At 62.3% G+C, this 20,635-nt stretch carries 13 protein-coding genes; 5 read left to right on the forward strand and 8 right to left on the reverse strand.

Translation table 11 applies throughout. From position 1 onward, the window contains the following. Positions 1–96 precede the first annotated feature (96 nt). Positions 97–714, forward strand: coding sequence for a L,D-transpeptidase (locus NKH89_RS09435; protein ID WP_023717909.1), 618 nt, complete (start codon positions 97–99; stop codon positions 712–714). A gap of 167 nt (positions 715–881) precedes the next feature. Here the strand turns inward: NKH89_RS09435 and NKH89_RS09440 are convergent, their stop codons facing one another. The 5 genes from NKH89_RS09440 to NKH89_RS09460 form a co-directional block, all read right to left on the reverse strand. Beyond that, positions 882–1,451, reverse strand: a complete 570-nt coding sequence (locus tag NKH89_RS09440) for a NifU family protein (protein ID WP_023676386.1) — start codon at positions 1,449–1,451, stop codon at positions 882–884. A gap of 278 nt (positions 1,452–1,729) precedes the next feature. Then, the gene (locus tag NKH89_RS09445; RefSeq protein ID WP_023717912.1) at positions 1,730–2,221 is read right to left on the reverse strand and encodes a universal stress protein; all 492 of its coding nucleotides are present in this window, start codon (positions 2,219–2,221) and stop codon (positions 1,730–1,732) included. Positions 2,222–2,413: 192 nt separating this feature from the next. Continuing rightward, positions 2,414–3,496 (reverse strand): tryptophan--tRNA ligase, encoded by a 1,083-nt coding sequence (gene trpS, locus NKH89_RS09450; RefSeq protein WP_352716812.1) that lies wholly within the window; start codon positions 3,494–3,496, stop codon positions 2,414–2,416. Between the two features lie 293 nt (positions 3,497–3,789). Further along, a complete protein-coding gene (gene murJ / locus NKH89_RS09455) occupies positions 3,790–5,388 on the reverse strand; it encodes a murein biosynthesis integral membrane protein MurJ (protein WP_352493727.1) in 1,599 nt (532 codons plus the stop codon). Between the two features lie 46 nt (positions 5,389–5,434). Continuing rightward, positions 5,435–8,233 (reverse strand): [protein-PII] uridylyltransferase, encoded by a 2,799-nt coding sequence (locus NKH89_RS09460; RefSeq protein WP_352483311.1) that lies wholly within the window; start codon positions 8,231–8,233, stop codon positions 5,435–5,437. Positions 8,234–8,460: 227 nt separating this feature from the next. Here NKH89_RS09460 and NKH89_RS09465 point away from each other — a divergent pair, with 227 nt between their 5' ends. The 3 genes from NKH89_RS09465 to NKH89_RS09475 all read left to right on the forward strand — a co-directional run bounded on the left by NKH89_RS09465 (position 8,461) and on the right by NKH89_RS09475 (position 12,350). Beyond that, positions 8,461–10,965, forward strand: coding sequence for a heavy metal translocating P-type ATPase (locus NKH89_RS09465; protein ID WP_352908636.1), 2,505 nt, complete (start codon positions 8,461–8,463; stop codon positions 10,963–10,965). Between the two features lie 43 nt (positions 10,966–11,008). Further along, entirely contained in the window at positions 11,009–11,395 is a 387-nt protein-coding gene (gene copM, locus NKH89_RS09470) for a CopM family metallochaperone (protein ID WP_352483313.1), read from the forward strand. A 109-nt stretch (positions 11,396–11,504) separates the two neighbouring features. After that, complete coding sequence (locus tag NKH89_RS09475) at positions 11,505–12,350, forward strand: aldo/keto reductase (RefSeq protein ID WP_352483314.1); 846 nt, start codon at positions 11,505–11,507, stop codon at positions 12,348–12,350. Positions 12,351–12,573: 223 nt separating this feature from the next. On the opposite strand, the gene mutS is transcribed toward NKH89_RS09475, so the two are convergent. Next, positions 12,574–15,222: a DNA mismatch repair protein MutS gene (gene mutS / locus NKH89_RS09480; protein WP_352908681.1), complete on the reverse strand. Its 2,649-nt coding sequence runs from the start codon at positions 15,220–15,222 to the stop codon at positions 12,574–12,576. Between the two features lie 202 nt (positions 15,223–15,424). On the opposite strand from mutS, the gene NKH89_RS09485 reads away from it, so the two are divergent. Next, positions 15,425–17,704 carry an NADP-dependent malic enzyme gene (locus tag NKH89_RS09485; RefSeq protein WP_023717919.1) on the forward strand — a complete coding sequence of 760 codons (2,280 nt, stop codon included), beginning with the start codon at positions 15,425–15,427 and terminating at the stop codon, positions 17,702–17,704. 529 nt (positions 17,705–18,233) lie between these two features. Here the strand turns inward: NKH89_RS09485 and NKH89_RS09490 are convergent. After that, entirely contained in the window at positions 18,234–19,937 is a 1,704-nt protein-coding gene (locus NKH89_RS09490; protein WP_352908639.1) for an NACHT domain-containing protein, read from the reverse strand. Further along, positions 19,934–20,581 (reverse strand): PIN domain-containing protein, encoded by a 648-nt coding sequence (locus tag NKH89_RS09495; RefSeq protein WP_352908640.1) that lies wholly within the window; start codon positions 20,579–20,581, stop codon positions 19,934–19,936. Before NKH89_RS09495 ends, NKH89_RS09490 begins: the two co-directional genes overlap by 4 nt. Positions 20,582–20,635 lie beyond the last annotated feature (54 nt).

The raw sequence follows: 20,635 nt of genomic DNA on the forward strand, positions 1-20,635 counted from the left end.
GCCCGCTTGGCAAGCAAAGCAAATGCCAGCATGAATGAAGATGAAAAAAGCGGCCGACTCGAGCCGCTGTTGTTTGGGCAGGCATCGGACCTTTTCATGCGCATGAAGTCACTTGCAATCGTCGCGGCCCTGGCGCTGTCGACGGCTGTCGCCGGTTGCAGCACCATCGGCTCGCAGATCTTCACCAACAACTACGGCGCGGTGACCGATGCCGGCTATCATCTGCCGCGCATCCCGATCGAAAAGGTGCCGTTCAAATACCGCCGGCAGATCGTCGACTACGACACCAGGGAAAAGCCGGGCACCATCATCGTCGATACGCAGAACAAGTTCCTCTATTTCGTCATGGGCGACGGCGAGGCGATGCGCTACGGCATCGGCGTCGGCCGTGAAGGTTTCGAATGGCACGGCACCGCCCGTATCGCACTAAAGCGCGAATGGCCGACCTGGACGCCGCCGTCGCAGATGATCAGGCGGCAGCCGGAGCTGGCCAAGTTTGCCGGCGGCATGGAGCCGGGGTTGAAGAACCCGCTCGGCGCGCGCGCCATGTACCTGTTCAACAAGGGCGGCGACATGGGCTACCGCCTGCATGGCAGCCCGGAATGGAATTCGATCGGCAAGGCGATGTCGTCGGGCTGCATCCGGCTGATGAACCAGGACATTATCGACCTCTACGACCGCACCTCGGTCGGCGCCAAGGTCATTGTGCTGTAAGACCATGATCCCGAAAAGCGGGACCCGGTTTTCGGACAAGATCATGGTCAAACAAGAAGAGCTTTATACGCGGACCGTCTAGGCAACACACAGACGTCGCAAACAGAAAACCGGGCACTTTGGCCCGGTTTTTTGTTGTCTATCGACATTGACGATGGAACGGCGCGTCAGGAGACCTGTTCGACGTGCTGCACTTCCGGCACAAAGTGCCGGAGCAGGTTCTGGATGCCGTGCTTCAGCGTCGCCGTCGAGGACGGGCAACCGGCGCAGGCGCCCTTCATGTGCAGGAATACGGTGCCGTTCTCGAAGCCGCGGAAGGTAATGTCGCCGCCATCCTGGGCCACCGCCGGGCGCACCCGCGTGTCGAGCAGCTCCTTGATGGTGACGACCAGCTCCTCGTCGGCCTTGTCGTAGAATTCGCCGGTCTGGCTGGTCTCGGCGGCGGGGCCGGCCTTGGCCATCACCGGGGCGCCGGACATGAAATGCTCCATGATGGCGCCGAGGATAGCCGGCTTCAGATGCTGCCAGTCGGGACCGTCCTTGGTCACGGTGATGAAATCATAGCCGAAGAAGACGCCGGTGACGCCGGGGATCTCGAACAGACGGCCGGCCAGCGGCGAAGCCGTCGCGGCGCTGTCGGCATCACGGAAATCGGCGGTGCCTTCTTGCAGCACTTCCTTGCCGGGCAGGAATTTCAGCGTCGCCGGGTTTGGCGTCGACTCGGTCTGGATGAACATGGCCATCTCCGTGCCCGTTTCGGGCAGCTAGTTTGGAATAATTCTAATTAGGCTTTATCCGCCCGACATTCAAGCGAAAGGCATCGCGGGGAACGGCTGGCTGGTGGAATGTTTTGCTAGCTCGCTGAAACAATTGGAGATGTGTTGAGATTCAGGTCAGGCCGAGCCGAAAATGATGGTTTCCGAGAACCGGAGCGGAGCGTACTTTTGGTACGTGAGCACCGGAAGCGCAGGAAGCCGCCATTTGTAGGCCGGCCTCACCTGAATATCGGCACATCTCAGGCGAGGCTGTCGATCTCCTCGTCCGACAGGTTCTGCGGCACCACAGTCACTGGAATCGGAAAGGCGGCGCCCTTGCCGGCAACCGCGCCGACCAGCGGCCCAGGCCCTTCCTTGCCAGCGCCTGCCGCCAGCACCAGGATGGCGATGTCCTGGTCTTCCTCGATCAGCTTGTGGATCTCTTCGGTCGGCTTGCCTTCGCGCACCACCAGTTCCGGCTCGATGCCGAGCTTCTGGCGCACCTTGTTGGCGTAGCTGTCGAGCGCGGCGCGCGCCGTGGCGGTCGCCTCCTCGCGCATGATCTTCTCGACGCCCAGCCAGTGCTGGAAATCATCCGGCTCGATGACATAGAGCAGCACCAGCACGCCGCCCGTGCTTTGCGCCCGCTTCGAGGCGTAGGCGACGGCGCGCTCGCATTCCGGCGTGTCGTCGATGATCGCCAGGAACTTGCGGCGATGACCGGCTTCGCGGCTGAGGCGTTTGGAGACCATATTCACCCTGCTCGATGGTTTCGGCCGCAATCTGCCACCGCCACAGCCCGCCCGCAAGCGACCGGCGGCTGTGGCGATGTTGGTGCAGCTTAAAGCGCGTCGCGTTCGACCGGCCTCATGCGACGCGCTTCAGGTTCTTGTTTTATGCAGGTCGTTATCGCAAAACCGCTGCACACTTTTGCGCGACATAAATTAGCCTTGCAGCAGGCCGATAATGTCGCGCACGGTCTTCATCGTCGCTTCGGCCAATGTGCCGGCACGCTCGCCGCCATCCCGCAGCACCGCGTCGACATAGGCGCGGTCGCCGGAGATGCGGCGCATCTCGCCGGCGATCGGCGCCAGCTTTTCCACCGCGAGATCGGCCAGCGCCGGCTTGAACACCGAAAACTGCTGGCCGCCGAATTCCTTCAGCACCGCCTCTTTCGATATTTCGGCGAGGCCGGCATAGATGCCGACGAGGTTTTCCGCTTCCGGCCGGCCGGCAAGCCCGTCCAGTTCGCCGGGCAAAGCCTCCGGGTCCGTCTTGGCCTTGCGGATCTTCTTCGAGATGGCGTCGGCATCGTCGGTCAGGTTGATGCGCGACAGGTCCGACGGGTCGGACTTCGACATCTTTTTCGAACCGTCGCGCAGCGACATGATGCGCGCCGCCGGGCCGCCGATGACCGGCTCGGTCAGCGGAAAATAGCCGTTCACCGTCTCTTCGCCCACCTGCATCTCGACGCCGACACCAATCGCCGCGATACGGTCCGAAAAATCGTTGTTGAATTTCTGCGCAATGTCGCGGGTCAGCTCCAGATGCTGCTTCTGGTCGTCGCCGACCGGCACATGGGTGGCGCGGTAGACGAGGATATCGGCGGCCATCAGGGAGGGGTAGGCGAGCAGGCCGAGCGAGGCGTTCTCGCGGTCCTTGCCGGCCTTGTCCTTGAACTGCGTCATCCTGTTCATCCAGCCAATGCGCGCCACGCAGTTGAAGATCCAGGCAAGCTCGGCGTGCTGCATCACCCGCGACTGGTTGAAGACGATGTGCTTGGTCGGATCGATGCCGGAGGCGAGAAACGCCGCGGTGATCGAACGCGTCTGGTCCTGAAGATCCTCATAGACGAGCTGCGCGGTCAGCGAATGCAGGTCGACGACGCAGTAGATGCAGTCGGAGGTGTCCTGCAGGGCGACGAATTTCTTGATGGCGCCGAGATAATTGCCGAGATGCAGATTGCCGGTTGGCTGGACGCCGGAAAAGACGAGTGGCTTGAAGGCGGGCTGGTTGAGGCCGGTCATGGTGTATCCCTGGCTTGTGGAGGGCCGTTTCGCGCGCGGCGAAAGTCTTGCGACGGCGCGCTTATGGACGAGAGCGAGGAGACGATCAAGAGGGGTGTTGGCTAGGCCGCGCGGGGCTTTGACCGTGGCCGAGCAAGACGCCACAGAAGGCTGTTTGAAGGGGATGGCGCCGACCAGAATCAAAAACCCGCCTTGCGGCGGGGTCGTCGGTGCGAATCAGCACCATACGCAAATTAGTAGCATAGCTGCAGGCACAAAGCAAGAACAAAATTGGACCTGACGAATTTTCCGCCTCACGAATCCGGAGATTGCTCCTTGACCGGCTGGGAGCCTTTACGCCCGATATTGCGGCGGATCATGCCGAAATCCGCACCCCCGGTGGCAAACGCAGTGACGAAGTAAAGCAGCGCCCCGCCGGCGACGAGCGCAAGCAGCGTTACCGCCTTGATCACCAGCGGCGAGCCCGAGCCGAGACTTGCGGCGAACCAGTGCTCGGCAAAATAGAGCGCCGCCGCCATCACCGCCGCCGACAGCACCAGCCGCGGGATGCGTTTCATGAGCGGCAAGTCGCGGCCCCAGTGGCCGCGCCGGATCAGCACGGCCAGCAGCATCGCCGCATTGACCCAGCCGGCGACGGCGGAGGCAACGGCAATGCCGGGCGCGCCCATCGTCGGAAACAGCGTCAGTGCCGTCGTAATGTTAACCGCCACCGAGATGGCGGCGAAAATCATCGGCGTGCGCGTGTCCTCGCGGGCGAAATAGCCTGGGGTGAAGGCCTTGATCAGCACGAAGGCCGGCAGACCGAGGCCGAAGATCGCCAGGATTGCCGCGACCGTCGGCGTCGAATTGTTGGCGGCGAAGGCGCCGCGCTCATAGACCAGCCGCACGATCGGCTCGGACATGACCAGCAGGGCGGCCGCCGCCGGCAAGGTCATGAACAGGGTGAACTCGACCGAGCGGTTCTGCAGATTGGCCGCCTCGACCAGATTGCCTGACTTCAGCGCCCGCGACAGTTCCGGCAAAAGCACGATGGCGACGGCGACGCCGACAACGCCCAGCGGCAGCTGGTAAACGCGGTCGGCATAGGCCAGCGACGACACCGCGCTGTCCTGCGCCGACGCGATCGCCGTGCCAATCAGCTGGTTGATCTGGGTGATGCCGCCGGTGATCGCCGCCGGCAGTGCCAGGATCAGCAGCCGCTTGACGCTGGGCGTCATCTTCGGCCGGCGGAAGCCGATCGAAATGCCGGCATGGCGCACCGCCGCCCAGACGATCGCCAGCTGCACCAAGCCGGCCGCCAGTACGCCCCAGGCCAGCCCGAAACCGACGGTGCGGGCGTCCGAACCCTTGTACCAGGCATAGGCAAGCACGGCGATGAGGATGATGTTGAGGAACACCGGCGCCACCGCGGCGGCGAAATAGCGGCGCAGCGAATTCAGCATGCCGGCCATCATGGCGCCGAGCGACATGCAGATCAGGTAAGGGAACATGACGGTCGCCAGTGCCACCGTCATCTCGAATTTTCCGGGCGTGTCGGCAAAGCCCGGCGCCACCAGGTAGCGCACGATCAGCGGCATCGCCAATTCCATGGCGATGGTCAGCGCCAGAAGCGCGGTGAACAAGACGCCGAACACCTCTTCGGAAAAACGCTTGGCGCCGTCGGTGCCGTGCGTCTCGATCTCTTTGGCGAACAGCGGCACGAAGGCGGCGTTGAAGGCGCCTTCGGCGAACAGCCGGCGAAAGGTGTTGGGAAACTGGAAGGCGGCGTTGAAGGCGTCGGCGATCGGCCCGGTGCCGAGTGCGGCAGCCATCAGCATCTCGCGGCCAAAGCCGAGGGCGCGGCTCATCAGCGTGCCGGAAGCGACCGTGGCGAATTTCTTGACAAGGCTCATGCGCTTGAAGACTGCCTGTGGGATTGGGGCAAATGGAAGGTAACAGTCACTCGGCGGCCGTTTTGGTCTTGCCGCGCTCGGACGCCGTGCCCTCGAGCACCGCGATCAGCCTGTTGCGGATGGTCGCCGTACGCGACGGGCTGTCGATCTTCTGGCCGGTGAGATCGGTGACGTAGAACGTGTCGATGACCTTTTCGCCGAAGGTGGTGATGTGGGCCGAGGCGATGTCGAGCGACAGGTCCGACAACATGCCGGTGATCTCCGACAGAAGGCCCGGCCTGTCCAGTCCTTCGACCTCGATCACCGAGAACCGGTTCGACAGGGTGTTGCGGATCTCGGCGCGTGGCGGGATGCGGAAGACCTTGGCGCCGCGCCGTGGCTTGGTGCGCTTCTCGATCATTTCGGGCAGCCAGCTCTTGCCCGACAGCACGTCTTCGATCAGCCGGCCGACGCGCTCGGCACGGCGACGCTCGTCCTCGTCGCGGTCGAACTCCCTCGAGATCAGGATGGTGTCGAGCGCGCGGCCATCCGAAGTGGTGAAGATCTGCGCGTCGACGATGTTGCCGCCGGCCGCCGCGCAGGCGCCGGCAATCACCGAAAGCAGGCGCGGATGGTCCTGCGCCAGCACCGTGATCTCGGTCACCGCCTCGAACTGGTGAGTCTTGACCATGGTGGCGAGCTTCTTGCCGGCGTGATCGGCCTCGCGGATGAATTCGGCATGGCGCAGCTGGTCGGGAAGATCGACCGCCAGCAGATAGTTCTCGTAGTGCTGGCCGACATAACGCTTGCGGGCCTTTTCCGGCCAGTCGGCAAGCGCCTCGGCCAGTTGCTCGCGCGCCGCCGCCGTCCGCTTGGCGCGCGACACCTCCGAAAACCCGCCGGTCAACAAAAGCTCGGTCTCGTAGTAGAGCGTGCGCAGCAACTGGCCTTTCCAACCGTTCCAGACCCCCGGCCCGACGCCACGGATATCGCAGACGGTAAGCACCAAAAGCATCTTCAGCCGTTCGACCGACTGCACGATGGCGGCAAAATCCTCGATCGTCTTGCGGTCGTTGAGATCGCGGGTCTGCGCCGTCATCGACATGACGAGGTGGTTCTCGACCAGCCAGGCGACCGTTTCGGTGTCGGCCGGCGAGAGCCCCATATGCGGGCAGATGCGCCGCGCGATCCTGGCGCCGGCTTGCGAATGGTCCTCAGGCCTGCCCTTGGCGATGTCGTGCAGCAGCACGGCGACATAGAGCGCCTCGCGGCTCTTCTTCAGCCCCGGCATCAGCGCGTGGGAAAGCGGATGCACCTTTTCGCCGTCGCCGCGCTCGATCTCGGCCAGCACGCCGATGCAGCGGATCAAATGCTCGTCCACGGTGTAGTGGTGATACATCGAGAACTGCATCATGGCGACGATCTTGCCGAAGTCCGGGATCAGCTTGGCAAGCAGTCCGGCCTCGTTCATTCGCCGCAGATTGAGCTCGGCGTTGCGGTCCGAGGTCAAGATGTCGAGGAACAGCCGGTTGGCCTCCTCGTCGCGCCTGAGCGCCTTGCCGACGAGGCCGAGAGAGCGGGTCAAAAGCTTCAGCGCATCGGGGTGGAATTCCAGGCCGTGCTTGTCGGCAAACCAAAACAGCCTGAGCAGGTTGACCGGATCGCGCTCGAACACCTCGTCGTCGGCAATGTTGATGCGGTGGTTGTCGACGATGAAATCGGCCGTGCCGGCGAGCTTGCGCTTGCGCCGCGAGAAGGTGAGGAAGATGCGGTTGAAGCCCGGCACATGCTTGGCCTGCTCCTCTTCCAGCGCGGCGCAGAAAATGCGGGTCAGGTCGCCGACATCCTTGGCGACGAGGAAGTAGTGCTTCATGAAGCGCTCGACCGCCGACAGGCCGGGATGGGTGGTGTAGCCGAGCCGCTCAGCGATGTCGCGCTGGATGTCGAAATGCAGCCGCTCCTCCGCCTTGCCGGTGAGGAAATGCATGTGGCAGCGCACCGCCCACAGGAAGTCCTCGGCCTTCTGGAATTCCCTGTATTCGGCGTCGGTAAAGACGCCCTTGTCGACCAGTTCCTCGCCGGTGCGCACCCGGTAGAAATATTTGGCGATCCAGAACAGCGTCTGCAGGTCGCGCAGGCCGCCCTTGCCGTCCTTGACGTTAGGTTCGACCAGGTAACGGCTCTCGCCGGCCTTGGCGTGACGCTCGTCGCGTTCGGCAAGCTTGGCCTGGACATATTCGGGGCCGGTGGTGCGCACCACCTCGTGGTCGAAGCGCTGCAGAAGCTCGTCATAGAGCTTTTGCTCGCCCCACAGGAACCGCGCCTCCAGGATCGAGGTGCGGATGGTGATGTCGGTGCGCGACAGCCTGAGGCACTCGTCGATGTTGCGCGTCGCGTGGCCGACCTTCAGCCCGAGGTCCCACAGCATGTAGAGCATATATTCGACGATCTGCTCGCCCCATGGCGTCTGCTTGTAGGGCAGCAGGAACAGCAGGTCGATGTCGGAGCCCGGCGCCAGCGTGCCGCGGCCATAGCCGCCGACGGCAACGACCGCCATGCGCTCGGCCGACGATGGGTTTTTCACGCGGTAGACATGGGTGGCAGCGAAATCGTAGAGCGCACGGATGATCTCATCCATCAGATGCGACAGCCGGGCGGCGCAGGCGGTGCCGCTGCCGTCGTCCATCAGCATGCGTTCGGCGACAGTGCGCCCGTCGGCGAGCCGGCTTTTGAGCAGCTTGAGGACGCCGCCGCGCGCGGCCTTGCCCGAACCGTCGCCTGCCGTGGCCGCGGTCAGTTCGGTCATCTCGCGGCGCAAGGCTTCGCCGTCGATCAGTTCCTCGAGCTTCAGGGATATTCTTGCCATAAATGCCGTTCGGCCTCGCCGTTTCGGCGGCGTCTATAGCGCGTTTTCGCGGCGCTGGGTATGGGGCGGACGGACGCGTTCTCCGCGGCCGCCGACGGGACGATCGTCTCGTGCCCGCAGCCGGTTCGGTTTGGGCCTGGCCGCGAAAAATCGAAAATCGGCCCTTGACCTTCCAGTTACTGGAAGCACTACCTCCGCTGCAACATCGAAATACAGGGGCTTTCGGCATGACGCATTCCGACCACGATCATCACAGCCATGGCAGCTGCTGCTCGGCAAAGAGCGCCTCGCCTGCCGCGGACGCCGTCGTCCGGGATCCGGTCTGCGGCATGACCGTCGATCCGGCCGCCGGCAAGCCGACCGCCGGGCATGACGGCCATCGCTATCATTTCTGCAGCGAAAGCTGCCGTTCGAAATTCGTCGCCGAACCTGAAAAATATCTGACCGCAACCGATCCCGTCTGCGGCATGAGCGTCGATCGCGCCACGGCCAAGCACTTTTTGCGCCACGAGGGCCAAGGCTTCTATTTCTGCTCCGCCGGCTGCAAGGCGAAGTTCGAGGCCGAGCCGGCAAAATATCTCGGCGACAAGCCGGCGCCGCAGGCGATGCCCAAGGGCACGCAATACACCTGCCCGATGCATCCCGAAATCATCCGCGACAAGCCCGGCTCCTGCCCGATCTGCGGCATGGCGCTGGAGCCGATGGGCGTGCCGACCGGCGACGAGGGGCCTAACCCCGAACTGGTCGATTTCACCAGGCGCTTCTGGGTGAGCGCGGTGCTGTCCGTGCCGTTGCTGGTCATCGCCATGGCACCGATGCTCGGCCTGACATTCCAGGCCTTCATCGACGACCGCGCGAAGGTCTGGCTGGAGCTGGCGCTGGCGAGCCCCGTGGTGCTGTGGGCGGCATTCCCGTTCTTCCACCGCGGCTGGGATTCGATCCTCAATCGCAGCCCCAATATGTGGACGCTGATTTCGCTCGGCGTCGGTGCCGCCTATCTCTACAGTGTCGTCGCCACACTGTTTCCAGGCCTCTTTCCGCACCAGTTCCGCGGCCATGACGGCACCGTGCCGGTCTATTTCGAGGCGGCGGCGGTAATCGTCGCGCTGGTGTTCCTCGGCCAGGTGCTGGAATTGCGTGCCCGCGAGAAAACCGGCTCGGCGATCCGTGCGCTGCTCGACCTGGCGCCCAGGACGGCGCGGCTGATCGGCGCGGATGGTTCCGAAAACGACGTGCCGCTCGATATTGTCAAGGCCGGCGACCGCCTGCGCATCCGCCCAGGTGACGCTGTACCGGTCGACGGCATTGTGCTTGAAGGGCGCTCTTCCGTCGACGAATCGATGATCACGGGCGAGCCGCTGCCGGTCGAAAAGACCGAAGGCGACAACCTCACCGGCGGCACGCTCAACAAGAATGGCTCACTGATCATGCGAGCCGAAAAGATCGGCGCCGAGACGACACTGGCGCGCATCGTCGAACTGGTCGCCAAGGCGCAGCGGTCGCGCGCGCCGATCCAGGGGTTGGCCGACCGCGTCTCGTTCTACTTCGTCCCGGCCGTTGTTCTCGTTGCGATCATTGCGTTTATCGCCTGGGCGATCGTCGGACCGGAACCCAGCCTGGTGTTTGCCATCGTCTCGGCGGTCTCGGTTCTGATCATCGCCTGTCCGTGTGCACTCGGCCTTGCGACGCCAATGTCGATCATGACCGCCACCGGGCGCGGCGCGCATGCCGGCGTGCTGATCAAGGAAGCGGCGGCGCTCGAGCGCTTTGCCTCGGTCGATACGCTGATCGTCGACAAGACGGGAACGCTGACCGAAGGCCGGCCGCGACTGACCGACGTCGTTGCCGTCGAAGGCATGGCGCAAGACGAGTTGCTGGCGCTCGCCGCCGGGCTGGAAAAAGGCTCGGAGCATCCGCTGGCCGAGGCGATCGTTGACGGCGCCCGCGGACGCGGGGTGAAGGTCCCCGACGCGAGCGGTTTCGAGGCTGTCACCGGCAAGGGTGTTTCCGGCACGGTTTCGGGACAGAAGGTGGCGCTTGGCAATGCCGCGATGATGGCCGATCTCGGCATCGATACGGCTTCGGTCCTGGCCAGTGCCGAGGCGCTGCAGTCCGACGGCAAGACCGCGATGTTCGTCGCTGTCGCAAGCAAGCTCGCCGGCCTCGTCGCCGTCGCCGACCCGATCAAGGCGACCACCGCCGAGGCGATCAAGGCGCTGCATGACAGCGGGCTGAAGATCGTCATGGCGACCGGCGACAATGAGCGCACCGCCAAGGCCATCGCCGCCAAGCTCGGCATCGACGCGGTGCATGCCGGGCTTTTGCCCGAACAGAAGAACGCGCTGGTCGAGGAGTTGCGCGCCGGCGGTGCCGGCGTCGCCATGGCCGGCGATGGCGTCAACGATGCGCCGGCACTTGCCGCCGCCGATGTCGGCATCGCCATGGGCACCGGCGCCGATGTTGCGGTCGAAAGTGCGGGGATTACGCTGGTCAAGGGCGATCTCAACGGTATCGTCAGGGCCAGGACGCTGGCCCGCGCGACGATCCGCAACATCCGCCAGAACCTGTTTTTCGCTTTTCTCTACAATGTGCTTGGCGTGCCGGTGGCTGCCGGCGTGCTTTATCCGCTCACCGGCACGCTGTTGTCGCCGATGATTGCGGCGGCGGCGATGAGCCTGTCTTCGGTTTCGGTCATCGCCAACGCATTGCGGCTCAGGACATTGAAACTCTGAGTAAAACTTCCAGATACACCCTGTTCAAAAAAGGAGACGATGAATGACCTTGGCCAAGAAGATCGTGCTGCTGATGATGGCGGCGGGAATGCTGCTTGCTGTTTTCCTCGAAAGCGTTCCTGCACAAGCCGAGGAGATGAAGCACGACATGGGCGGCATGGGCGCGCAGAGCCCCTCGACCGAGGGCTACAAGGCGGCGATGGACAAGATGCATACCGACATGATGGCGATCGAATATTCCGGCAATGCCGATGTCGATTTCGCCCGCGGCATGATCCCGCATCACCAGGCTGCCATCGACATGGCCAAGGTCGAGCTCGCCAATGGCAAGGATCCGGAAATCCGCAAGCTGGCCGAAGCGGTGATCGCCGCGCAGCAAGCCGAGATCAAGCAGATGCAGGACTGGCTCGCTGCCCATCCGGTGAAGTAGGCGTCACGCTGTCGGGGAAACCAGGCGAGAGGCTTCACCTGGATTTCTGCTTCACCTGGATTTCCCTTGGCGGCTATGGTGCTATCCGGGCCTCGGACTGGAGCATGCCATGCCATCGACGATACGAACGACCACCCTGCCCTGCGGCGAAGCCGTGCCGGTGCTCGGCCAGGGCACCTGGAAGATGGGCGAAGACGGCCGCCGCCGTACCGACGAGGCCAATGCCCTGAAGCTCGGGCTGGATCTCGGCATGACGCTGATCGACACCGCCGAAATGTATGCCAGCGGCGGTGCCGAGGAGGTGGTGGCGGAGGCCATCGCTGGTCGCCGCGACGAGGTTTTCCTGGTCTCCAAGGTGCTGCCGTCCAATGCCTCGCGCGCCGGCGTGAAACGGGCCTGCGAGAACAGCCTGAGGCATCTCGCCACCGACCGCATCGATCTTTATCTGCTGCATTGGCCGGGCAGCGTGCCCTTGACGGAAACGGTCGAGGCATTCGAAGCGTTGAAGGCAGCCGGCAAGATCCGCCATTGGGGCGTCAGCAATTTCGATACCGGCGAGATGGAAGAGCTGGTCCGATTGCCGGCCGGCGGCAACGTCCAGACCAATCAGGTGCTCTACAATCTGTCGCAGCGCGGCGTCGAGTTCGACCTCGCCCCGTGGAGCCGGCAACGCGGTATGCCGCTGATGGCCTATTCGCCGGTCGATCAGGGGGTATTGGCGCGCAATGCCAGGTTAGATGCCATCGCCGCTCGCCACGGTGCGACGCCGGCGCAGATCGCGCTTGCCTGGGTGATGGCGCAGGACGGGGTGATCGCCATTCCCAAAGCTAGCCGCCCGGAGCATGTCCGGCAGAATGTCGCGGCGTTGGACATCGAGCTCACGAGCGAAGATTTCGCCGAAATTGACCGCGCCTTCCCACCGCCGAGGCGGAAGTCGGGCCTGGCGATGATTTGAGGGGGTGGGGCGGAAGGCAAGCCAAAGCAGCGTTCCGTCACACCCCCCTCTGTCCTGCCGGACATCTCCCCCACTGAGGGGGAGATTGGATCTCGCATCGGCTTTCGCCAACTTCGAACGTCGAAGGAAAAAGCGCTGTCAGCGAAACTGCCAATCTCCCCCCTTGAGGGGGAGATGCCCGGCAGGACAGAGGGGGGCGCCGTAGAGCGCTATCGGACGAGCACTACTTCCCCACAAGCCCCTTCAGCCGGTACAGCGCTTCCAGCGCCTCGCGTGGCGTCATCTCGTCGGGATTGATCTCCGCTAGCGCTTCACCCAGCCCATCACTCCTGGCCGGCTTCGACGCTTCCCGCTTCGCCGCCACGGAAAACAGCGGCAGGTCGTCGACCAGACGGTTGGCCTTGCCCGAGACCTCGCCGGCTTCAAGCTGGTGCAGCACTTCTTTGGCCCGGCCGACGACGGCTTCCGGCAAGCCGGCAAGCCGCGCTACCTGGACGCCGTAGGAACGGTCGGCGGCACCCTTGCCGACCTCGTGCAGGAAGACCACGTCGCCCTCCCATTCCTTGACCCGCATGGTGACGTTGGAGAGCCGCGGCAGTTTTCCGGCGAGCGCCGTCATCTCGTGGAAATGCGTGGCGAAGATCGCCCGGCAGCGGTTCTTCTCGTGCAAATATTCGACCGCCGCCCAGGCGATCGAGAGGCCGTCGAAAGTGGCGGTGCCGCGGCCGATCTCGTCGAGGATGACCAGTGCGCGTTCGCCGGCCTGGTTGAGGATCGCCGCTGTCTCGACCATCTCGACCATGAAGGTCGAGCGGCCGCGCGCCAGATCGTCGGAGGCGCCGACCCGCGAAAACAGCCGGTCGACGACGCCGATATGGGCTGATGCCGCCGGCACGAAGGAGCCGGTCTGGGCAAGGATGGCGATCAGCGCGTTTTGCCTGAGAAAGGTCGACTTGCCGCCCATATTGGGGCCGGTCAGCAGCCAGATCGCGCCGGCCTTGGCATCGCCTTGCGGCGACAGATCGCAATCATTGGCGACGAACGGGCCTTCGCCGGAACGCCGCAGTGCCTGTTCGACCACCGGATGGCGTCCGCCCGAAATCTCGAAGGCAAGGCTCGCATCGACCAGCGGCCGGCACCAGGCCTCGCTTTCGGAAAGCAAGGCAAGGGCTGCCGAAACGTCGAGCGCGGCGAGCGCTTCGGCGCCGGCGCGGATCGTGTCGGCCTGGCCGACGACTTCCGCCGTCAGCGCCTCGAAAGCGGCAAGCTCGATCGCCAGCGCCCGGTCGGCGGCATTGGCGATCTTCGATTCCAGCTCGGCGAGTTCCGTGGTGGTGAAGCGCATGGCGTTGGCCATGGTCTGGCGGTGGATGAAGCGCGCCTTGGCGCCGTCGCTGCCGGTCATCAGCGCATGGTGGTTGGCGGTGACTTCGATGTAGTATCCCAGCACATTGTTGTGCCTGATCTTCAGCGAGCGGATGCCGGTCTCGTCGATCAGCGAGCGCTCCAGCCCGGCGATCACTTTTCGCGACTCGTCGCGCAGTGCCCGCATCTCATCGAGCTCGGCGTGGTAACCGGAACGGACGAAGCCGCCGTCGCGCTTGAGCAGCGGCAGCTCGTCGCTGAGCGCCTGTGCCAGATGCGCCGCCAGCGCGCCGGGCAGTGCCTTGGTGGCCGCTAGCGCCGCCGCCAGTTCGGCGGGCAAGGCGGTTTGCCCGAACAGTCCGGCGATGGCGCCGGCCGCTTCGAAACCGGCGCGCAGCGCGCCGAGATCGCGCGGACCGCCGCGGTTGAGCGCCAGCCTGGACAGCGCGCGCGGCATGTCGGCGACGCTCTTCAGGCTGGCCCGCACCGCCTGGCAGAGGCGCGTCTCGGAGCGGAAGAACGACACCGAATCCAGCCTTGCAGCGATTGCCGCCGGGTCGGTCAGCGGCGCCATCAGCCGGTCAGCGAGCAGCCTTGCGCCGCCACCGGTCACCGTGCGGTCGATCGCCTTGAACAGCGACCCCTCGCGGCTGCCGGACAGCGTGCGCAGCAGCTCCAGATTGGCGCGCGTCGCCGGGTCGATGAACAGTGTCGATCCCTGCTCCTCGCGCTCCGGCCGCGACAGCGGCGGCCGCTCCGCTTTCTGCGTCTTCTCGACATACGCGATGACGCCTGAGATCGCCGACAGCTCGGCGCGCGAAAACGAGCCGAAACTGTCAGGCGTCGCCACCTCGAAGAAGCGGGCGATGCGGCCGGCGGCCGAAGCCGAATCGAACAGCGACGGCGGCTGCGGGCTGGCGACGCGGCCGAGCACGTCGAAGACCGGTTTCAGCTCCGGGTCGTAAAACACCGGCTCGGCGACGATCAGCTCGCGCGGGTCGACGCGGAAGACATCGGCGAGCAGCCGGTCGGCGGTGGTCTCGGCGACGCGGAAGACACCGGTCGAGATCTCGATCCAGGCCAAGGCAAAAGCGTGCTCTGCCCCGCCCTTGACCCGTCCCAGCGCCATCAGAAAACTCGATTCCGACGGGGCCAGCAGTTTGTCCTCGGTGATGGTGCCGGGGGTCACCAGCCGCACGACGTCACGGCGCACCACCGATTTGCCGCCGCGCTTCCTGGCCTCGGCCGGATCCTCGATCTGCTCGCAGACGGCGACGCGGAACCCCTGGCCGATCAGCTTCTGCAAATAATCGTCGGCCGCGTGCACCGGCCCGCCGCACCTCGGGATGTCGAGCCCCTGGTGCTTGCCGCGCTTGGTCAGCACGATGCCGAGCGCCCGGCTTGCCTTCTCGGCATCGTCGAAGAACAGCTCGTAGAAATCGCCCATGCGGTAGAACAGCAGCGAATCCGGGTTCGCCGCCTTGATCTCGATATACTGCTCCATCATCGGCGTCGCCGGCGCGAAGGCCGGCGTGGCGTTGTCGCTTCGAATGGGCGTCTCGTCGTTCAAGAAGCTGCTTCCAAAATTTTCCAAGCCATGCTTGGCGGTTTACAGCGGCGAAGTGTAGCCTTAATCCCGAACCTTCCACAAAAGAAAGCATGCGCACCCATCTCAAGCGGTGCCGTACGGCGAGGAAACCAAAAGTACCATGGCCAAGAAAACCGAAAGCAACGGGCCCTCCGTAAGCGCCCAGGAGGCGCTGGAATTCCACGCCATGGGCCGTCCGGGCAAGCTGGAAATCGTCGCCACAAAACCGATGGCGACGCAGCGCGATCTCAGCCTCGCCTATTCGCCGGGCGTCGCGGTTCCGGTTCTCGCCATTGCCGAGGACCCGAGCCGCGCCTTCGACTACACGGTTCGCGGCAACATGGTCGCCGTCATCTCCAACGGCACCGCTATCCTCGGCCTCGGCAATCTCGGCGCGCTGGCCTCGAAGCCGGTGATGGAAGGCAAGGCGGTGCTGTTCAAGCGCTTCGCCGATGTCGATTCCATCGACCTCGAGGTCGACACCGAGGATGCCGACGAATTCATCAACTGCGTGCGTTTCCTTGGACCCTCCTTCGGCGGCATCAACCTCGAGGACATCAAGGCACCGGAATGCTTCATCATCGAGCAGCGGCTGCGCGAGCTGATGGACATCCCGGTCTTCCATGACGACCAGCACGGCACCGCCATCATCTCGGCCGCCGGCCTGATCAACGCGCTGGAAATCACCGGCCGCGACATGAAGACCACGAAAATGGTCTGCAACGGCGCCGGCGCTGCCGGCATCGCCTGCATCGAATTGATGAAGGCGATGGGCTTTGCGCCAGAAAATATCATTCTGTGCGACACCAAGGGCGTCGTCTTCCAGGGCCGCACCGAAGGCATGAACCAGTGGAAGTCGGCGCACGCCGTGAAAACCGGCGCGCGCTCGCTGGCTGAGGCTCTGGACGGCGCCGACGTCTTCCTCGGCCTCTCGGCCAAGGGCACGCTGACCACCAGGATGGTGCAGTCGATGGCCAAGAACCCGATCATCTTCGCCATGGCCAATCCCGACCCCGAGATCACACCGGAGGAGGTCGCCGAGATCCGCACCGACGCCATCATGGCGACCGGACGGTCCGACTATCCCAACCAGGTCAACAACGTGCTTGGCTTCCCCTACATCTTTCGCGGCGCACTGGATGTGCGGGCGACCACCATCAATGACGACATGAAGATCGCCGCCGCCCGGGCGCTGGCGGAGCTGGCGCGCCAGGACGTGCCCGACGACGTCGCCGCCGCCTATCAGGGCAACCGGCCGAAATTCGGCCCCAACTACATCATCCCGGTGCCGTTCGACCCGCGGCTGATCTCGGCGATCCCGATCGCGGTCGCCAAGGCGGCGATGGACTCCGGCGTCGCGCGCAAGCCGATCCTCGATCTCGACCGCTACGCGCAGGAGCTTTCCGCCCGCCGCGACCCAATCGCCTCGACGCTGCAGCGCATCTACGACCGCGTGCGCCGCCAGCCCAAGCGCATCGTCTTTGCCGAGGGCGAGGAGGAGCAGGTGATGCGCGCCGCCGTCTCTTATGTGAACCAGCGGCTCGGCACCGCCATCCTGCTCGGCCGCGACGACATCATCAAGGAAAACGCCCGGAATGCCGGCATCGACCTCGGCAAGCAAGGCATCGAGATCATCAATGCGCGGCTGTCGCGGCGCAACTCCGTCTACACCGATTATCTCTACGAGCGCATGCAGCGCAAAGGCTTCCTGTTCCGCGACTGCCAGCGGCTGATCAACAACGACCGCAACCATTTCGCCGCCTGCATGGTGGCGCTGGGCGATGCCGACGGCATCGTCACCGGCGTTACCCGCAACTATTCGACGGCGCTCGACGACATCCGCCGCGTCATCGACGCTAGGCCCGGCCATTGCGTCATCGGCGTGTCGATCGTGCTGGCGCGGGGTCGCACCGTGCTTGTCGCCGACACCGCCGTGCACGACATGCCGAACGCCGAACAGATCGCCGACATCGCCGAGGAGGCCGCCGGCTTCGCCCGCCGCATGGGCTACGAGCCGAGGCTCGCTATGCTCGCCTATTCGACCTTCGGCCATCCGCAGGGCGAGCGCTCCGAGCGCGTCCAGGAAGCGGTGCGCATCCTCGACAAGCGCCGCGTCGATTTCGAGTATGACGGCGAAATGGCCGCCGACGTGGCGCTCAACGCCCGCGCCATGGCGCAGTATCCGTTCATCAGGCTGACCGGCCCCGCCAATGTGCTGATCATGCCGGCGTTCCACTCGGCCTCGATCTCGACCAAGATGCTGCAGGAGCTCGGCGGCTCGACCGTCATCGGCCCGCTGCTGGTCGGCCTGAACAAGCCGGTTCAGATCGTCTCGCTCAACGCGAAGGATTCGGATATCGTGAATATGGCTGCGATTGCGGCGTACAGCGCGGGGGCTTGAGGTTCAACTTCCCTCTGCGAGTTCCGTCGCCAGCGTAGCGTACATCTTCCTGACCTCATTGTTTGACGCGTCTTCTGAAAGTATCTCGGCAGCGTGCCGAACATGTATAAAGCGCGCATCGTTCCCTGATGCCTGCCGTGTCTCTACGCGCAACAAATCGCTGTTGGATAGCGTAGCCTCGATTAAAGGCCAATAACGGTTATCCAAGATTCGTGAGGCATGTACATCGTCCCCACGCCTCAGCCAGTATTGGCGCAACCGGCAAGCCTTGTGCAATATTCTTATAGCTTCGTGGCCACGCAAACTTTCGGGTATCAATCCGCGTTCAGCTTGAGGTGGATTGGTCCGGTGAGCGTCAACCCAATTCTGGACATCGGTAGGTGACGTCAATGTGCTCCCTCCCATCGTAATATCCTGAACGCGTGTTGGGACAGGAAACGAATCCGGCAGGAGAGTGTCCCGGTCGGCGATTAAGGTGAGCACCGTAACATTGATGAAATTAACTGCAGACAAATTCCCCCCTCTGCAGTCAAGCTGGTTGATAAGCAAAGACTCCAAAACTCCGCCAGAAGCGGTGCCAAGTAAATCTGCATTCGTCAACTTCTACCGCCGACACCTGAAATTCAGCAATGACATCCGCCGTTGAAAGGGATGCAATTGCTAGCGCCGCAAGGTTCTTCCGTGTCCGGTCTATCGGCGGATATTCCTGTATAAGCCTCAACGCTTGGACCAAGAACAGCTTAAGTTGGTCTGTACGAGTGACGCTCGAAATCACCTCGCCGAAGGTCTCAAGTAAGCTTGATCCAAATATGCTTCTTCCAAGTAATTTACCGGTTTCCGCTCGCCCAACTGTATCAACAAGAACTTCTGCCAAAAAATATTCGTAAAACTTTTCATGAAAGAATCTTCGATATCCTGTTCGGTCATCATTGGTAAAGAAGGCTATAAACTGGCTTCGGGCCTTTAATATCCGGAGAATATTTTCGGATATCGGCCACGGGAGCGAAGCCTCGACTAACCACGAAAGCGTTGCGTCGCTGATAGATGACGTGCCGCTTTCCGCTATGTCCCGAGCCACCTCGCCAACGAATGTGTGAAGATAAGCCCTCCGTTCAACTCTGGTCAATTCACGGTCGACCGCCTCACCAAATTTGTCGACTTCGCGCTCAATCATCGCCTGCATGAGTATAGACAGCACGCTTGTGGCAGACGTAGAAGAGAGAAGCGCCGCTACGCTGGGATCCGACAGCGTTTTTAGGAAGAACGGTCTGAGCGCGAGCGAAGACGGCTCTAAGAATCCTTCAATGAGGCCTACTTGGTGGTTAGTCCACCCCTCGTTCTGAAGCCAATTTATTGCCGCAGTTTTTGTCGGAGGTTGAAGGGTGAGAACGGACACCTCATCGATACCATCTCTAAGGGACGCGATGTCCTTTAGTACTCTGTCGCGTCCGATAAATGTCTCGCGACCGGCAAGGATAAGACTGCCAGATCCTCTTAGTAATTGAATCAAATCGCTAACTTGCGACCATGCAAGATCATAACCATCCGGATCGGCCAATTCGTCAAAACCATCTATAGCGATGGTTATCAAGCCATATTTTGCAAGTATTGGAACTTGATCAAAGGTAACACCGACCCGAAGGCGCTGCAAGCTAAAAGCTATCAAGTCGTATAAATAGGATAAGGTTCTACCTCTACTTTGAATATGTAGTATCAGTGGGCGCCTCTCCGATAGATATCTCCTAACCCTTCGTTCTGTAAGGCTAAGTATGAATTGAGTCTTACCAATGCCGGCTGGGCCGTCTATGAGAAGAATTCGGGTAGAATCATTTGCCTGGCTAGCCGCCAATAATTGATCAACGGCAGCAATTCCTGTGCCATCAATCCCGCCATTCAACGTACCATATATTTCTAACAAATCTCCTGTAGATGAAAGCTCTTGAGAAATATAGGCTAACTGTTTCGTGGCCCACTCTCTCAGGCCACCGAATCTATCGGAAGCGAGAAGCGCTTTGAAATTTGCATGTTTGGCTGTTTCGCTTCCGTATTTTTCAATTAATACATTATTTTTAGACGCGACTGCGATCTCTGTGGCCTCTCCATTCCTCGTAAATCGGACAACCTTTCCGCCTTGCACGTTTTCTATTGATGGAGCTTCAGTTCCGACATCGGCGAAGACACCGATATCGGCGGCTATCTGTTCGGCAGTTAGTATTAACGAACTCGCGTTCAACAGAGTAAACCTTCCAGTGAGAGATAGCGGCTGTCAGCACGGGCTTCCGGACGAAACAGATGAACTGACCCCCCAAAAGGTTTCATCCAAGCCTCCGCGACAAAGACCGGGGGTATAATATCGTCATCACTCGAAAACACGAGCGCGATTCCGTTGGAATCGATTCGAGCCCAACTTAAGAGATCTGAGGCTAGCGCTGTGTCCACCATCTTTTCGGCGGGCTCTGCATCAGACCGTTGCCGACGATAGGTGTTTGGCAAATGTATTCTGAGCCCGTGATTTTCCCTTGTGGGGAGCGCATCGATGAGTCGGTCCCCAAATTCGATATCTGAGAGCGCCAGTACCCGTCTCGAGCCAAATATCTCGTCCGGGTTCAAAAACTCCCGTACGCTTGAAAACGCTCGGCGATTTGCGGTTTGCGTTACGCCTGTTGTCCATCCATGGTAAAGTCGAATTCTGACCCGATAAACCGCTTTGTCCTCAAGATTGCATAGATATTTGGTAACGATCTTTCCTATTCGCGCCAAAGCATAACGACACTTTTCGATTGGTTGTTCTTTATATTCCGGCGGGCTGGCCAAGATTTGAGTATTCCAATCAACAAACAACCCCACACGACGAAATTGAACCGCGCTTGTCGACATTGAAGTCCCCTAGCAAGAAAACGTGCGCGCCAGTGTTATCATGGAATGTGAATT

Source organism: Mesorhizobium sp. M0923 (genome assembly GCF_040319365.1).
In the GTDB taxonomy this organism is placed as follows: domain Bacteria; phylum Pseudomonadota; class Alphaproteobacteria; order Rhizobiales; family Rhizobiaceae; genus Mesorhizobium.

What these genes read in the sequence shown, in the direction of transcription:
- NKH89_RS09445 (WP_023717912.1), bottom strand. Translation starts at nt 2,221, where the DNA reads ATGGTCTCCAAACGCCTCAGCCGCGAAGCCGGTCATCGCCGCAAGTTC.
- NKH89_RS09460 (WP_352483311.1), bottom strand. Translation starts at nt 8,233, where the DNA reads ATGGCAAGAATATCCCTGAAGCTCGAGGAACTGATCGACGGCGAAGCC.
- NKH89_RS09465 (WP_352908636.1), top strand. Translation starts at nt 8,461, where the DNA reads ATGACGCATTCCGACCACGATCATCACAGCCATGGCAGCTGCTGCTCG.
- murJ (WP_352493727.1), bottom strand. Translation starts at nt 5,388, where the DNA reads ATGAGCCTTGTCAAGAAATTCGCCACGGTCGCTTCCGGCACGCTGATG.
- mutS (WP_352908681.1), bottom strand. Translation starts at nt 15,222, where the DNA reads ATGATGGAGCAGTATATCGAGATCAAGGCGGCGAACCCGGATTCGCTG.
- NKH89_RS09485 (WP_023717919.1), top strand. Translation starts at nt 15,425, where the DNA reads ATGGCCAAGAAAACCGAAAGCAACGGGCCCTCCGTAAGCGCCCAGGAG.
- NKH89_RS09440 (WP_023676386.1), bottom strand. Translation starts at nt 1,451, where the DNA reads ATGTTCATCCAGACCGAGTCGACGCCAAACCCGGCGACGCTGAAATTC.
- copM (WP_352483313.1), top strand. Translation starts at nt 11,009, where the DNA reads ATGACCTTGGCCAAGAAGATCGTGCTGCTGATGATGGCGGCGGGAATG.
- NKH89_RS09495 (WP_352908640.1), bottom strand. Translation starts at nt 20,581, where the DNA reads ATGTCGACAAGCGCGGTTCAATTTCGTCGTGTGGGGTTGTTTGTTGAT.
- NKH89_RS09435 (WP_023717909.1), top strand. Translation starts at nt 97, where the DNA reads ATGCGCATGAAGTCACTTGCAATCGTCGCGGCCCTGGCGCTGTCGACG.
- trpS (WP_352716812.1), bottom strand. Translation starts at nt 3,496, where the DNA reads ATGACCGGCCTCAACCAGCCCGCCTTCAAGCCACTCGTCTTTTCCGGC.
- NKH89_RS09475 (WP_352483314.1), top strand. Translation starts at nt 11,505, where the DNA reads ATGCCATCGACGATACGAACGACCACCCTGCCCTGCGGCGAAGCCGTG.